General features: G+C 65.6%; 18 protein-coding genes. 15 read left to right on the forward strand and 3 right to left on the reverse strand.

Going from position 1 to position 14,305, the window contains the following annotated elements; all coding sequences use genetic code 11:
* The gene (locus TBD_RS07985) at positions 1-768 is read left to right on the forward strand and encodes a flagellar brake protein (RefSeq protein ID WP_011312109.1); all 768 of its coding nucleotides are present in this window, start codon (positions 1-3) and stop codon (positions 766-768) included.
* 37 nt (positions 769-805) lie between these two features.
* Entirely contained in the window at positions 806-1,759 is a 954-nt protein-coding gene (locus TBD_RS07990; RefSeq protein WP_011312110.1) for a chemotaxis protein, read from the forward strand.
* Positions 1,760-1,854: 95 nt separating this feature from the next.
* Here the strand turns inward: TBD_RS07990 and fliE are convergent, their stop codons facing one another.
* The gene (fliE, locus tag TBD_RS07995; RefSeq protein ID WP_011312111.1) at positions 1,855-2,199 is read right to left on the reverse strand and encodes a flagellar hook-basal body complex protein FliE; all 345 of its coding nucleotides are present in this window, start codon (positions 2,197-2,199) and stop codon (positions 1,855-1,857) included.
* Positions 2,200-2,443: 244 nt separating this feature from the next.
* Between fliE and fliF the strand changes: the two genes are divergently transcribed.
* From fliF to fliR, 13 genes are all read left to right on the forward strand, one after another.
* Positions 2,444-4,090, forward strand: coding sequence for a flagellar basal-body MS-ring/collar protein FliF (gene fliF / locus TBD_RS08000; RefSeq protein WP_011312112.1), 1,647 nt, complete (start codon positions 2,444-2,446; stop codon positions 4,088-4,090).
* On the forward strand, positions 4,083-5,084 hold the full coding sequence (gene fliG, locus TBD_RS08005) for a flagellar motor switch protein FliG (protein WP_011312113.1): 1,002 nt from the start codon (positions 4,083-4,085) through the stop codon (positions 5,082-5,084). The genes fliF and fliG overlap by 8 nt, the downstream gene beginning before the upstream one ends.
* A complete protein-coding gene (locus TBD_RS08010) occupies positions 5,077-5,706 on the forward strand; it encodes a flagellar assembly protein FliH (protein ID WP_011312114.1) in 630 nt (209 codons plus the stop codon). Before fliG ends, TBD_RS08010 begins: the two co-directional genes overlap by 8 nt.
* Before the next feature lie 10 nt (positions 5,707-5,716).
* Positions 5,717-7,123, forward strand: a complete 1,407-nt coding sequence (fliI, locus tag TBD_RS08015; protein WP_011312115.1) for a flagellar protein export ATPase FliI — start codon at positions 5,717-5,719, stop codon at positions 7,121-7,123.
* An 18-nt stretch (positions 7,124-7,141) separates the two neighbouring features.
* Complete coding sequence (fliJ, locus tag TBD_RS08020) at positions 7,142-7,591, forward strand: flagellar export protein FliJ (protein WP_011312116.1); 450 nt, start codon at positions 7,142-7,144, stop codon at positions 7,589-7,591.
* A gap of 19 nt (positions 7,592-7,610) precedes the next feature.
* Positions 7,611-8,693: a flagellar hook-length control protein FliK gene (locus tag TBD_RS14995; protein ID WP_011312117.1), complete on the forward strand. Its 1,083-nt coding sequence runs from the start codon at positions 7,611-7,613 to the stop codon at positions 8,691-8,693.
* 118 nt (positions 8,694-8,811) lie between these two features.
* The gene (gene fliL, locus TBD_RS08030) at positions 8,812-9,288 is read left to right on the forward strand and encodes a flagellar basal body-associated protein FliL (RefSeq protein ID WP_011312118.1); all 477 of its coding nucleotides are present in this window, start codon (positions 8,812-8,814) and stop codon (positions 9,286-9,288) included.
* Between the two features lie 7 nt (positions 9,289-9,295).
* Positions 9,296-10,300, forward strand: coding sequence for a flagellar motor switch protein FliM (fliM, locus tag TBD_RS08035; protein WP_011312119.1), 1,005 nt, complete (start codon positions 9,296-9,298; stop codon positions 10,298-10,300).
* Positions 10,293-10,691 carry a flagellar motor switch protein FliN gene (fliN, locus tag TBD_RS08040; protein WP_011312120.1) on the forward strand — a complete coding sequence of 133 codons (399 nt, stop codon included), beginning with the start codon at positions 10,293-10,295 and terminating at the stop codon, positions 10,689-10,691. The genes fliM and fliN overlap by 8 nt, the downstream gene beginning before the upstream one ends.
* Positions 10,688-11,122, forward strand: coding sequence for a flagellar biosynthetic protein FliO (gene fliO / locus TBD_RS08045; protein ID WP_011312121.1), 435 nt, complete (start codon positions 10,688-10,690; stop codon positions 11,120-11,122). The genes fliN and fliO overlap by 4 nt, the downstream gene beginning before the upstream one ends.
* Positions 11,123-11,153: 31 nt before the next feature.
* Positions 11,154-11,873 (forward strand): flagellar type III secretion system pore protein FliP, encoded by a 720-nt coding sequence (fliP, locus tag TBD_RS08050; protein ID WP_049750233.1) that lies wholly within the window; start codon positions 11,154-11,156, stop codon positions 11,871-11,873.
* A 9-nt stretch (positions 11,874-11,882) separates the two neighbouring features.
* Positions 11,883-12,152: a flagellar biosynthesis protein FliQ gene (gene fliQ, locus TBD_RS08055; RefSeq protein WP_011312123.1), complete on the forward strand. Its 270-nt coding sequence runs from the start codon at positions 11,883-11,885 to the stop codon at positions 12,150-12,152.
* 166 nt (positions 12,153-12,318) lie between these two features.
* Entirely contained in the window at positions 12,319-13,107 is a 789-nt protein-coding gene (gene fliR, locus TBD_RS08060; RefSeq protein ID WP_011312124.1) for a flagellar biosynthetic protein FliR, read from the forward strand.
* Between the two features lie 70 nt (positions 13,108-13,177).
* Here fliR and cheZ read toward each other — a convergent pair whose 3' ends face one another.
* Entirely contained in the window at positions 13,178-13,870 is a 693-nt protein-coding gene (cheZ, locus tag TBD_RS08065) for a protein phosphatase CheZ (RefSeq protein WP_011312125.1), read from the reverse strand.
* Between the two features lies 1 nt (position 13,871).
* Positions 13,872-14,267 (reverse strand): chemotaxis response regulator CheY, encoded by a 396-nt coding sequence (gene cheY, locus TBD_RS08070; protein ID WP_011312126.1) that lies wholly within the window; start codon positions 14,265-14,267, stop codon positions 13,872-13,874.
* Between the last annotated feature and the right edge of the window lie 38 nt (positions 14,268-14,305).

The following is a 14,305-nucleotide window of genomic DNA, read 5'->3' on the forward strand; positions in this document are numbered from 1 at the left end:
ATGTCTTCTTCCCCCCCGCAACACGATCTCGGCCACTGCGACGGCGACGACTTCCTCGCGCGTTATACCCTGCATTCACGCGCCGAAATCCTTTTTCAACTGCGTGCGCTCCAGAAGCGCAAGGTTCTCGTGAATCTCGACCTGAGCGAGAGCCGGCAGATCATCGTCACCTCGGTGCTCGCCGTGAACGAAGCCGACAATACGGTGGTTCTCGACAGCGCCCGCGGCGACGCGCTGAACAACGAACTGATGTCCGGCAAGGGGGCCGAGTTCGTCGCCCAGCTCGACGGCGTCTCGATCTCCTTCAGCATCGGCGCGGTGAGCCTGTGCGAGTACGAAAAGCTCCCCGCGCTGCGAATTCCCGTGCCGACCTCGCTGATCCGTCTACAGCGACGCGAACACTTCCGGGTTCCGCTGCCAATCGCCAACCCGGTCAAGTGCATCGTTCCCTCGCCCTGGGAAGAAAGCAAAGAACAGATCACGACGCACCTCGTCGACATCGGCTGCGGCGGCGTCGCGCTGACCGACATCGGCGCCCGCCTCGGCACCGAAAGCGGTCGGCTGCTCCGCGGGTGCCGGCTGCTGCTCCCCGAAACCGACGTGGTCGTCACCACCCTGGAGATCCGCAACTCGGCGCAAATCCGCCTGCAGAACGGCAGCTTCCAGACCCGCCTGGGCTGCAAATTCGTCGACCTGCCCAACGATATGGCCGCGCACCTGCAGCGCTTCGTCATGAATATCGAGCGCGCACGGCGCAACCGCCTGTAATTCCGCGCCACCCGTAAAAACACTCAAGGAGCCGGTCATGCAAACGATCCAGCAAGAGATAGACGAGAGAACCAACCTCACGAGTTCCAATAAACTCGAGCTACTGCTCTTTCGGCTCGGCGACGACGGCGACCGCAGCGAGTTGTTCGGCATCAATGTGTTCAAGATCCGCGAAATCCTGCCGATGCCGACGATCACGGCGGTCGCCGGTTCGCCGCCGCACATGATGGGTGTGGTCGACCTGCGCGGCCAGATCCTGCCGGTGATCGATCTTCCCGCGGTCGCAGGCTGCGTTCCGCGCACCGGCCTCAACATTCTGCTCGTGACCGAATATGCGCGCAGCACCCAGGCGTTCGCCGTCGAAGCGGTCGAAGACATCGTGCGTCTCGACTGGCGCCAGGTGCTGTCGGCCGAGGGCAGCGCCGCTGGCGGCATGGTCACGAGCATCGCACGCCTCGACGGCGACAACAGCCAGCGCCTGGCGCAGGTGCTCGACGTCGAGACCATTCTGCGCAACGTCATGCCAGGGCAAGACAACGACATCGATCCCGCAACGCTCGGCGCGCACGTCGACATGAAACCGGGGACGGTGATTCTCGCTGCCGACGATTCGCTGATCGCGCGGACGATGATCGAGCAGGGGCTCGATGCAATGGGACTGCCCTACATCATGTGCAAGACAGGAAAGGAAGCCTGGGACCAGCTGCAGGCGATCGCGGCAGCCGCGGAGGGCGAAGGCGAGACCGTGGGCGACCGCGTCGCGCTGGTCCTGACCGACCTCGAAATGCCGGAGATGGACGGCTTCACACTGACCCGCAACATCAAGCAGGACAACCGCTTCGCTTCGATCCCCGTGGTTATCCATTCGTCGCTGACGGGGTCGACCAACGAAGCGCATGTCCGCAAGGTCGGCGCCGACGCCTACGTGGCGAAGTTCGTCGCCGAGGATCTGGCCGAGGCCTTGCGCGAGGCCTTGAATCCCGCGCGCTGATCGCCCTGAAAGGCGCGCCGCCGACCGATCCCGGCTTGGCGACGCAAAAGCGCGGCCATGCGGGGTTTTGCGAGGGGTGGCTTGCGGACGCCGGCTTACACGCCCATGTTCATGATTTCCTGATAGGCCGCGACGAGCTTGTTGCGGACCTGCACCGTCTGCTGAAAGGAGATGCTCGATTTCTGCAGCGAAATCATCGCGTCGGACAGGCTGACCGTGCTGTCGCCCATGGCGAAACGCTGCGCCAGCGCGCTCGACTGCTGCTGAACCTCGTTGACCTGGTCGAGCGAGGATTTGAGCAGCGATTCGAAGCTCACGCGGCTGGTCGTCTGTTCGACCGGCGAGGCCGCTCCCGCCCCAGGCGTCGCCTGGGCCGCCGCCGCCCTGAGCTGCGCCACCATCGCCTCGATTCGGCTCGTGTCGATTCCGCCGATGCTCATCCTGACCTCCTTGTTCATCCTGCCGCCTGCATCGGCGGTTTTTTCACGCTCTCACCTTATCAGCGCCCGATCAAGGCATAAGGCCGATAAGCGCCGAAAACGGCCTTCTATTCCGCTGATTGAAAGTGCGGGCCGTGCCGATAATGCGTTCACATAGCGAAATTCCTGGCAGGCGACGCGACGGGCAGCAAACCGGAAAACGCACGCCGCGGGGAACGCAGGACAAGAACACGAGGACAACGAGATGGCGGTAGCAGGTGAAATGGTGGTTCCGGGCAACGTCATGGAATTTACCCGCACGGCCGGCGGGCGAAAAATCCTGTTGATGCTCGGCGTCGCCGCGTCGGTCGCGGTGATGGCTGCGGTCTGGATGTGGGGCCAGCAGCCCGAGTATCGCGTGCTGTTCTCCAACTTCAGCGACCGCGACGGCGGCGCGATCGTCGCCGAGCTGGAAAAAATGAACGTCCCCTACAAATACGCCGAAGGCGGCGGCGCGGTGCTGGTGCCGGCCGACCGCGTGCACGACGCGCGTCTGAAGCTCGCCTCGCAAGGCCTGCCCAAGGGCGGCAACGTCGGGTTCGAGCTGATGGAGAACCAACGGCTCGGCGCCTCGCAATTCGTCGAACAGGTCAATTTCCAGCGCGCGATGGAAGGCGAACTCGCACGATCGATCGAATCGGTCTCGGCCGTGCAGGCCGCGCGCGTGCACCTCGCCCTGCCCAAGGACTCGATTTTCGTTTCCGAGCAGAAACAGCCGACCGCCTCCGTACTGCTCAATCTTCACCCCGGCCGCGCCCTCGATCCGCAGCAGGTCAGCGCGATCGTTCACCTGGTTGCGAGCAGCGTGCCCGAACTCGCGACCAAGAACGTCACCGTCGTCGACCAGAACGGCAATCTGCTGTCCGACGCCGGCAAGGCCCCGCGCGTCAACGGCATGGATCCGAGCCAGATCAAATACGTGCAAGAGCTGCAGCAGGACGTCGTCCAGCGCATCGAATCGATCATCACGCCGATCGTCGGCCCCGGCAACGTGCGCGCCGAAGCGACCGCGGACGTCGATTTTTCGCGCAGCGAGCAGGCCGTCGAATCGTACAAGCCGAACCAGACCCCCGACGCGATGGCGATCCGCAGCCAGCAGACGAGCGAATCGCTCAATGGCTCGGCGAACCCCGCCGGCGTACCCGGCGCGCTGATCAATCAGCCGCCTGCGCCCGCGACCGCACCGATCACAGTGCCCGGCCAGGCGACGCCGGCACCCGCGGCGGCGGCGGCGCAGCCTGCGACGAGCACGCGCAAGGACGCGACGGTCAATTACGAAGTCGACAAGACGATCCAGTACGTCCAGCAGGCGGGCGGCGGCCTCAAGCGGCTGTCGGTCGGGGTCGTCGTCAACTACAAGAAGACCGTCGACAAGGCCGGCAAGGTCGCCATGAAGCCCTTGAGCGAAGCCGAGAAAACCCAGATCACGAATCTGGTCAAGGAAGCGATGGGCTACAACCAGGCGCGCGGCGACACCGTCAACGTCGTCAACAGCCCCTTTGCCAGCGCCCAGGAGGAAGACCTCCCCCAACCGCCGTTCTGGAAGCAGCCGGAGTACGCCGAATACTTCGACATCGCACGCAACGTGGGCAAGTACCTGCTGATGGGCATCGCGCTGCTCCTGCTCTACCTGAAAGTGGCCAAGCCCCTGCTGAAGAAGATGTCCGAGCAGCAGGCGTTGGCCGCGCCCAACCACCCCCTGCACCTGGAGCAACTCGCGACCGACGAGCGCGCCGCCCTTCCCGGCCAGCGCAACTACCAGGAGAACCTGTCGCGCGCGCAGAGGCTCGCCAACGAGGACCCGCGCGTCGTCGCCAACATCGTGAAGACCTGGGTCGCCAACAATGACTGAGCTCAGCGGCATTACCAAGGGCGCAATCCTGATGCTCGCGCTCGGCGAGGAAGGCGCGTCGGAAGTGATGAAATATCTCGGCCCGCGCGAGGTACAGAAACTCGGCGAGGCCATGACGGCGTTGAAGACCATCCCGCAGGAAGAGGTCGAGACGGTGCTGCACCACTTCAATGTCGTCGTCGACCAGAATTCTTCTCTCGGGCTCGACTCCAACGACTACATCCGCACGGTACTCAGGAAGGCGCTCGGCGACGACAAGGCGTCGTCGCTGCTCAATCGCATCCTCGGCGGCGGCGGCGACGCCAGCGGCATCGAAAGCCTGAAGTGGATGGACGCGGAATCGGTCGCCGACCTTATTCACAACGAACATCCCCAGACGATCGCGACGATTCTCGTCCACCTCGAGCGCGACCAGGCCTGCGAGGTGCTGAACTGCTTCACCGAGCGCCTGCGCAACGACGTGCTCCTGCGCATCGCGACCCTCTCCGGGGTACAGCCCACCGCGCTGCGCGAACTCAACGACGTGCTGACCAAACTGCTCTCGGGCAGCGACATTCTCAAGAAACAGCCGATGGGGGGTACGCGCGCGGCCGCCGACATCCTCAACTTCATGAGCGGCGAAAACGAGGCAATCGCGATGGAGTACCTGAAAAGCTACGACCCCGACATGGCGCAGAAGATCATGGACGAGATGTTCGTGTTCGAAAACATCATGGACATCGAGGATCGTGGCGTTCAGCTGCTGCTGCGCGAAGTCCAGTCGGATTCTCTGATCATCGCGCTCAAGGGTGCGTCGGAGGACATGCGCGAAAAGATCTTCAAGAACATGTCGCAGCGCGCCGCCGAAATGATGCGCGAAGACCTCGAATCCAAAGGCCCGGTACGCTTGTCCGAGGTCGAGGCGCAGCAGAAGGAAATCCTGATGATCGTGCGTCGCCTCGCCGACGAAGGTCAGATTTCGCTCGGCATGAAGGGGGAGGAGAAGTATGTCTAGCTGCATCATCTCCGATGTTGCCTGCACGCCCTGGGAGATGGCGAGCTTCGAGAGCACGCCCCACGCCGTGAAGCCCACCGACTACCCGGACGTCAGCTTGCCGACGATCGAGCAGATCAGCGCAATCCAGGAACAGGCGCGCCAGGAAGGCTACCAGGCCGGGCGTGCCGAAGGCTACGCGGCCGGCATGCAGGAAGCGGCGCTGGAAGCGACGCGGCTCGGCGGCATCGCCGAGGCCTTTGCCGGCGAGCTCGCCCGCGCCGACGAAACGATCTCGCAGCAGGTACTCGATCTTTCGCTCGACTTCGCGCGCGCGATCCTGAAAACCGCGCTCACGGTGCAGCCCGAGCTGATCCTCCCGATCGTCAAGGAAGCGGTGCGCTACCTGCCGGGCGTTCAGAAGGCGGCGTTGCTCTACCTTCATCCAGCGGACACGGTCCTGGTCCGGGACAAGATGGGCGACCATCTCGACAAGCTGGGCTGGCTGCTCACGGACGACGCCGAACTCGAGCGCGGCAGCTGCCGCGTCGAAACCGCCAACAACCAGATCGACGCCGCATTGTCCACGCGCTGGCATCGCCTCGCTGCGGCGCTCGGCAAGGATTCGGGCTGGCTCGCCTGACCGACGAAAGATGAACACCCACGTGCACGCCGCCCGCTGGCAAGCCTACCTGCAAGACTGCACCGAACTGCTCGCGATCGCCGAGCCGATGCGGCTGTCCGGGCGGATTACGCGCGTCGCGGGACTCGTGATGGAGGCGGTGGGCTTGAAGCTTCCGGTCGGCAGCGCCTGTACCGTGCCGCTGCCCAACGGCTCGCACCTCGAAGCCGAGGTCGTCGGGTTCGAAGGCGAGCGCTTGTTCCTGATGCCGCAGAGCGACGTCGAGGGCATCGTCCCGGGCGCCCGGGTGTTTCCGGTCGAAGTCATCCCCACTTTGCCTGGCTTGGGCCAGGTCAATCATCCCCGGCGACGCCCGAGCGATCGCACGCGCCACCTGCCCGTGGGCGAGGTCCTGCTGGGCCGCGTGCTCGACAGCAACGGGCGCCCACTCGATGGCCTCGGCTCGGTCCATACCTCGGCGACAGCACCGCTCAACAACCGCGCGGCGAACCCGCTCTCGCGCGCCCCGATCAGCGAGATCCTCGACGTCGGCGTGCGCGCGATCAACAGCATGCTGACGATCGGTCGCGGCCAGCGCATGGGCCTCTTCGCCGGCTCGGGCGTCGGCAAGAGCGTGCTACTCGGCATGATGGCGCGCTACACCAGCGCCGACGTGATCGTCGTCGGCCTGATCGGCGAACGCGGCCGCGAAGTAAAGGAATTCATCGAGCAAATCCTCGGCGAAGAAGGCCTGGCCCGCGCGGTCGTCGTCGCCGCCCCGGCCGACACGCCGCCGCTCATGCGTCTGCAAGGGGCGGCCTACGCCACGGCGATCGCCGAGCATTTCCGCGACGAGGGCAAGAACGTCTTGCTGATCATGGATTCGCTGACGAGATATGCCATGGCGCAGCGCGAAATCGCGCTCGCGATCGGCGAGCCGCCGGCGACAAAGGGCTATCCGCCGTCGGTTTTCGCCAAGCTGCCGGCGCTGGTCGAACGCGCCGGCAACGGCAAGCCGGGCGGCGGGTCGATCACTGCCTTTTACACCGTGCTCACCGAGGGCGACGACCAGCAGGACCCGATCGCCGACTCGGCGCGCGCGATCCTCGACGGCCATATCGTGCTGTCGCGCGACCTCGCCGAAAGCGGCCACTACCCGGCGATCGACATCGAGCAATCGATCAGCCGCGCGATGCACGGCATCACGAGCGCGGCGCACCAGCAGATGGCGCGCCGCCTGAAGAAGCTCTATTCGCGTTACGCGCGCAGCCGCGACCTGATCAACGTCGGCGCCTATGCCCCCGGGACCGATCCGCTGCTCGACGAGGCGATCCGCCTGCAGGAGGGCATCGAGGCCTTCCTCCAGCAGAACATCCCCGAACGCGCGGGCGTCGAGGAGAGCCTGGCCGCGTTGTCCACCCTCTTCCCGTCCACCTGAACCGGAACACATCGCTGAATGGCCGCACCCTCCGCACTCGATACGCTGATCGACCTCGCCATCAAGGAAACCGACGAGGCAGCCAAACGGCTCGCCGCCGCGCTGCGCGCGGGCGAAGAGGCAAGCGAGAAACTCGCCTTGCTGACGCAGTACCGCGACGACTACAGCATGCGCTGTCAGGCCGACCTCGCCGGCGGCCTCAGCACGACCCAGCTTCACAACTACCAGGTCTTCATGCAGAAGCTCGATTACGCCATCTCAGGGCAGCAGAAGGTCGTCGACGCCGTCCAGGCGCAGATCGCGGCCGCACGCACCGCCTGGCAGGCCTGTGAACAGAAGAAGATGTCCTTCGTCACGCTGGCCGGCCGCGCGAAGAAGGAAGAGACGCGCCGCGAACTGTGGCGCGACCAGAAGCAGAACGACGAGCATGCGGCGCGCCGCGCGCTCGTCAAGCGAACCCCCACGTGAACCCGAACAGGAAGCAGCGATGAACGCGACCCCCATGAACCTCAACCCCGGCAACGCCGTGCAAGGCCAGGCGCCGGGCGCCAAGCAGGGCGACGCGCACGCCGCCGAGGTGCCGTTCAGCCGCGTACTGTCGGGAGAAATCGCGCGCACGGCGCGGGGCGGCGCCGAGGAGACTCCCGCCTCCGCATCGCCCGCTGCGGACCTCGCCGGCGCTGCGCTCGCCGCCGGCCTGGGCGCCGAGGCCGATCGGGCGCTCCCCACCGCCAAACCGGACGCCGCCGCCGACACGCTCGTGCCGCTGACCGACACCCTGCTCGGCCTCGCGATCACGCCCGATGCGCTCGCCCGGACCGCGCCGGTCGCGGTCGAGACGCCCGGCACCGCAGCGCGCACCGCTTCTGCCGATGGCAAGCCGATCGACCTACTGGGTCGGGGCGCCGCCGCCGGTGCCAGGAAGGACGCCGCGAGCCTGCCGGCCGCAGCCCCCGATGTTGCGGAGGCCGCCGGGTCCGAAGCCGCAGCGACGTTCGCCGAGCGCCTGGCCGTCGCACGCCAGGGTGACCCGGCGGGCGCGAGCGAGCGCGTCGCGGAACTCATGAGCCAGCCGGGCCTGCGCGCCGTGGCCGCACCGCCCGCGGAGGCGACCGCCGTGCACGAGGCCGGTGGCAAGCACCTCGCGCCGAGCGTAGGCACGGCCGCCTGGGGTCAGGCGCTCGGCGAAAAACTGGTGTGGATGGCGTCGGGCAACCAGCAGACGGCGTCGCTCACGCTCAACCCGCCGAACCTCGGTCCGTTGCAGATCGTCGTCAACGTCTCCAACGACCAGGCCACGGCGAACTTCTTCGCGGCGCAGCCTGAAGTGCGACAGGCGCTCGAATCGGCCTTCCCGCGCTTGCGCGAGATGATGAGCGAAGCCGGGATCCAGCTCGGGCAGGCCACGGTGAGCGCCGAAACGCCGCAGCAGCAGAGCCACCCGTCCGACAGCCAGGGGCATCGCGCGGCGGCAGGATTCGCGCGGGGCGCGGACGACGGCGTCGATCTCGCGGCAGGTCTTGCGACACCCGCCCGCAGCGGCCGCGGGCTCGTCGACACCTTCGCCTGAGCGCGGCGCAACGAAGGATATGGCGCGGTTTTCGCCCTCTTTTCAGGGCATCGACCGCGCGCGTTTCTCCCAATAATGGCAAGCATCCCCACCCTGTCCATGTAGAGGAACCGTATCGATGGCCGAACCTGCCGAAAGCGCCGAAACCCCAGCACCCAAGAAATCGAAGAAGAAACTGTTCGTGCTCGTCGGCGCGCTCGTCATCCTGCTCGGTGCGGGCGGCGCGGGCGCCTGGTATTTCACGCGCGACACCGGTGCCGGCAAGCCCGAAGCCGCCGCGCCCAAGGTCCCGGTCTTTCTCGCGCTCGACACCTTCACCGTCAACCTGCAGGACGGCGAGCAGTATCTGCAGCTCGACATCACGCTCCAGGTCGCCGACCAGGCGCAGATCGACGCGATCAAGCTGCATATGCCGCGTGTGCGCAGCCGGCTGCTGAGCCTGCTGTCGAGCAAGCACCCGGACGAGCTGATGAGCCCCGAAGACAAGAAAAAGCTGACCGCCGAAATCTTGGCGCAGGTCAAGCAGCCCTTCGAGCCGAAGGGCAAGCCGCAGCAGATCGAGGACGTCCTGTTCACCTCCTTCGTCATCCAGTAAAACCGTCATGGCCGACAATTTTCTCTCGCAGGATGAAGTCGACGCGCTGCTGAAGGGCGTGTCGGGCGAAGTCGACGACGCGCCCCAGGAGGCGGTCGACACGGGAGGCCCTCGGCCATACAACCTGGCGACGCAGGAACGCATCGTCCGCGGCCGCATGCCGACGCTCGAGATCATCAACGAGCGCTTCGCCCGGCTGCTGCGCATCGGCCTTTACAACTTCCTGCGCCGCGGCGTGGAAATCTCGGTCGGCCCGGTGCGCGTCTCGAAGTACAGCGAGTTCATCCGCAACCTGGTCGTGCCGACCAACCTCAACCTCGTGCAGTTCAAGCCGCTGCGCGGCACCGCGTTGATGATCTTCAACCCCGACCTCGTCTTCCTCATGGTCGACAACCTCTTCGGCGGCGACGGGCGTTTCCATACCCGGGTCGAGGGCCGCGACTTCACGCAGACCGAGCACCGCATCATCCAGCGCATCCTCAACATCGTGTTCGAGGCCTACGGAAAATCCTGGGAGCCGGTCTACCCGATCGAATTCGAGTTCATCCGTTCGGAAATGAACACCCAGTTCGCGAACATCGCGACGCCCAACGAAGTCGTCGTCGCCGTGACCTTCGCGATCGAGCTCGGTCAGATCAGCGGCGAAATGCACTTCTGCATGCCGTATTCGATGATCGAGCCGATCAAGGATCTGCTGACCAGCAGCCTGCAGGCCGAAAACCTCGAAGTCGACAAACGCTGGATCCGCCTCATGCGCCAGCAGATCCAGCTCGCCGAGGTCGAGATCGTCGCCGACCTCGGAACCGCCGAAGTCAGCCTGCGCGACATCGTCAACCTGAAGGTCGGCGACGTCATTCCGCTCGACATTCCGCCGACGATCGAGGCCAAGGTCGACGGCGTCCCGGTCATGGAATGCGCATACGGAAAATTCAACGGCCAGTACACCCTGCGCGTCGAAAAGCTGTTGTCGACCAGCGCGGTCGAACCGAAAACAGGAGAGCAGCATGTCTGAAGACACCACGCAAACGATCGCCGAGGACGATTGGGCCGCGGCCATGGCCGAGCAGGCCGCGCCGGCCGCCGCCCCCGCCCCCGAGATCTTCAAGGAATTCTCGGGAAGCGCGTCGAGCACGGGCCTCGCCAACGACATCGATTTCATCCTCGACATCCCGGTCCTGCTGACCGTCGAACTCGGCCGCACCAAGATCGCGATCAAGAATCTGCTGCAGCTCGCGCAGGGCTCGGTGGTCGAGCTCGACGGCCTGGCTGGCGAGCCGATGGACGTGCTGGTCAACGGCTGCCTGATCGCCCAGGGCGAGGTGGTCGTCGTCAACGACAAATTCGGCGTGCGGCTGACCGACATCATCACGCCGGCCGAACGCATCCGGAAGCTCAACAAGTGACCCATTTCCGCTACGTCGCGTCGCTGCCGCTCTGCGCGCCCGCGCTCGCGCGCGCAGCCGACGCCCCGGTATCGGCCGCCGGCAGCCTTTTGCAGGTCTTCGTCGGCCTCGTCGCCGTCCTGCTGCTGATCGCGGCGACCGCCTGGGTCGCCAAGCGCTTCGGCGTCGCGCGGCCCGGCGCGTCGAGCCTGCTGCAGATCGTGAGCAGCGCCTCGGTCGGTGCACGCGAGCGCGTCGTCGTCGTCGAGGTCGGAGAAACCTGGCTTGTCGTCGGCGTCGCGCCGGGCAGCGTCAACGCGCTCGCCACACTACCGAAGGGCACCGTGCCGCCGCAGGCCGGCTCGGGGATCGGACTCGGCTCCCCCTTCGCCGCCCGCCTGCAACAGCTCATCGAAAAATCTCCCTACGGGGACAAGCGTCGTGAAAAGTAAATTATTTCACCGCGTCGCGCAGGCGCTCGTCATGCTGGCCGCGCTCGCCCTTCCGACGTTCGCGCTCGCCCAGAGCGCCGGCCTGCCGGCGTTCACGAGCACGCCGTCGGGCGGCGGCGGCCAGACCTACACGCTCAGCCTGCAGACGCTGCTGCTGCTGACGTCGCTCTCCTTCCTGCCCGCGGCCCTGCTGATGATGACGAGCTTCACGCGCATCATCATCGTGCTGTCGCTGCTGCGCCACGCGCTCGGCACACAGTCGTCGCCGCCGAATCAGGTGCTCATCGGACTCGCGCTGTTCCTAACGCTGTTCGTGATGGGGCCGACCTTCGACAAGATCTACGTCGAGGCATATCAGCCGCTGGCGGAAAACCGCATCCAGATGCAGGAGGCGCTCGACAAGGGCGCCGTGCCGCTACGCGCCTTCATGCTCAAGCAGACGCGCGAGAGCGACCTCGCGCTGTTCGTTAAGATGTCGCGCAGCCCGGCGCCGAAGACGGCCGCCGACATTCCGATGCGCGTGCTGATTCCGGCCTACATCACGAGCGAACTCAAGACCGCGTTCCAGATCGGCTTCGCGGTGTTCATCCCCTTTCTGATCATCGACATGGTCGTCGCCAGCATCCTCATGGCGATGGGCATGATGATGGTCTCGCCCGCGATCGTCGCGCTGCCGTTCAAGATCATCCTGTTCGTGCTCGTGGACGGCTGGAACCTGCTGCTCGGCTCGCTCGCACAAAGCTTTTACTAGGAAATCGCAATGACGCCCGAAAGCGTAATGACCATCGGCCGCACCGCACTCGAAATGACGATCCTGGTCTCGGCGCCGGTGCTGCTCGTCACGCTCGTCGTCGGCCTGGTCGTGAGCGTGTTCCAGGCCGCGACGCAGATCAACGACGCGAGCCTGTCGTTCATCCCCAAGGTGCTCGCCGTGCTCGCGACCTTCGCGCTCGCCGGGCCGTGGATGCTGACCGTAATGACCGACTACATGCGCCGCGTGCTGACCGAACTGCCCGGCGTCGTCGGCTGACGGCGGCGGGCGAAGCTGCCTTGTTCAGCGGCTCGACCCGGGCGGTGCGCGACGCCGTCGAAACGGCGGCGGCAGACGCCCGGCGGCGCGCGCGGCCGAGGCGCCCGGGTTTGGCTCGCCTTCTCCCGCCCTCGCCGCCGCATGTCGCCACCGCAGGCGCGCCGCGATGATCAGCCTTACCGACGCGCAGCTCAACGTCTGGCTGATCAGTTTCATCTGGCCGCTCACGCGCATACTCGGCCTCGTCATGGTGGCGCCGGTGTTTGGCCACCGCGCCGTTCCGGGCCGGGTCAAGATCGGCCTCGGCATCTTCATCGCGCTGATCGCGGCGCCTACACTGCCGCCGATGCCTGCGGTCGGGCTAGGTTCCTGGCACGGCCTGTTCATCCTGGTCCAGCAGTTTCTGATCGGCGTCGCCATCGGCTTCATCATGCGCATCGTGTTCGCGGCCGTCGAAGCCGCTGGCGAAATCATCGGCCTGCAGATGGGTCTCGGCTTCGCGTCGTTCTTCGATCCGCAAAGCGCAGGCCAGACCCTCGTGCTCGCGCGCTTCTTCAACATGCTCGCCGTGCTGCTGATGCTTGCGGTCAACGCACATCTACTGCTCCTCGGCGTCCTCGTCGAGAGCTTCCAGATCCTGCCGATCAGCCACGAGCCGCTCGCCGCGGCGGGATTCCGCAACGTCGCGGCGTTCGGTACGACGATCTTCTCGCTCGGCCTGCAACTCGCGCTGCCGCTGATCGCGATCCTGCTAATGACCAACCTCACGCTGGGCATCCTCACCCGCTCCGCGCCGCAACTCAACATCTTCGCGATCGGTTTTCCGATCACGCTGGGCGTCGGCCTGATCATGCTCGACGTGACCCTGCCCTACTTCGCGCCGCAGTTCGAACAGCTGATCGCGAGCGGGCTGGACGCCGCGACGAGCGTCGTCCGCACCCTGCGTCCTCACTAGGCGCCACGGAAAAGGGTTGAAACAAGGGTGTAGCGAGACACGCGAGGCAAGCCTCGCGCCGAAGGACGGCTCAGAAGCCGAGGCTGTCGAGAAGGTCGTCGACCTGGCTCTGATCGGCGACGACGTCGCTCTTGTGCGGGTTGATCTGCGGCCCGTTGAGAAGCCCGCTGCCGACGCTGACTTCGCGCTTCACTTCCGCCGGGGAATAATCGAGCAGCAGCTGCACCAGTTGCTGCTCGAGGCCGTGCGCGAGTTCGGTCACCTTGCGGATCACCTGGCCGGTGAGGTCCTGGAAATCCTGGGCCATCATGATGTCGAGCAATTGCTGCTTGGTCGAGCTCGTGTCGTTGCGCATGTCGATCAGGCACTGCATGGTCAGCGTCGCCATGTCACGGTAGCCGCTCTCGGAAAAAGGCGCGGCGAGCGTGGCACGCCAGCCCCTGAGCACCTCGTCGGCGCCGGCGTCGATGCGCTCCTGCATCGGAATCGCGGCATCGGTGGCATTGAGCACGCGCTGGGCAGCCTGCTCGGTCATGCGGGCGACGTAGTTGAGACGCTCGCGCACATCGGGGATATCGTTGGTCGCCTTTTCCACGACCTTGTCGAGCCCGAGTTCGCGCAGGCTCTCGTGCAAGGTGCGCGTGATCTGGCCGACCCGCGCCAGCATCTCGTCGTGCTCGCGGTTTTCTCTTTCCGCCGGCGGTAGCGCGACGGCGCTCCCCGGCGGGGCCTCCAGATCGGTGCCGACGAATCGCGTATCCACGTCAGGCGCCTTTTTCGAGTTTTTCGAATATCTTGGTGAGTTTTTCGTCGAGCGTCGCGGCCGTGAAGGGTTTGACGACGTAGCCGTTGGCGCCGGCCTGAGCCGCCGCGATGATGTTCTCCTTTTTCGCCTCGGCCGTGACCATCAGCACCGGCAGTTTGGACAAGGCCGCGTCGGCACGGATGTTCTGCAGCATCGTCAGGCCGTCCATATTGGGCATGTTCCAGTCGGACACGACGAAGTCGAAGCTGCCGGCACGCAACTTGGCGAGGCCGTCGGCGCCGTCCTCGGCCTCCTCGACGTTGGAATATCCCAGCTCCTTGAGCAGGTTGCGCACGATGCGTCGCATCGTGGAAAAGTCGTCAACAACCAAGAATTTGGTGTTCGGGTCGGCCATGCAGTACTCCGTCAGTGAGGCTTATCGTGTTTATAAAT

This window comes from Thiobacillus denitrificans ATCC 25259, assembly GCF_000012745.1.
GTDB classification, from domain to species: domain Bacteria; phylum Pseudomonadota; class Gammaproteobacteria; order Burkholderiales; family Thiobacillaceae; genus Thiobacillus; species Thiobacillus denitrificans_B.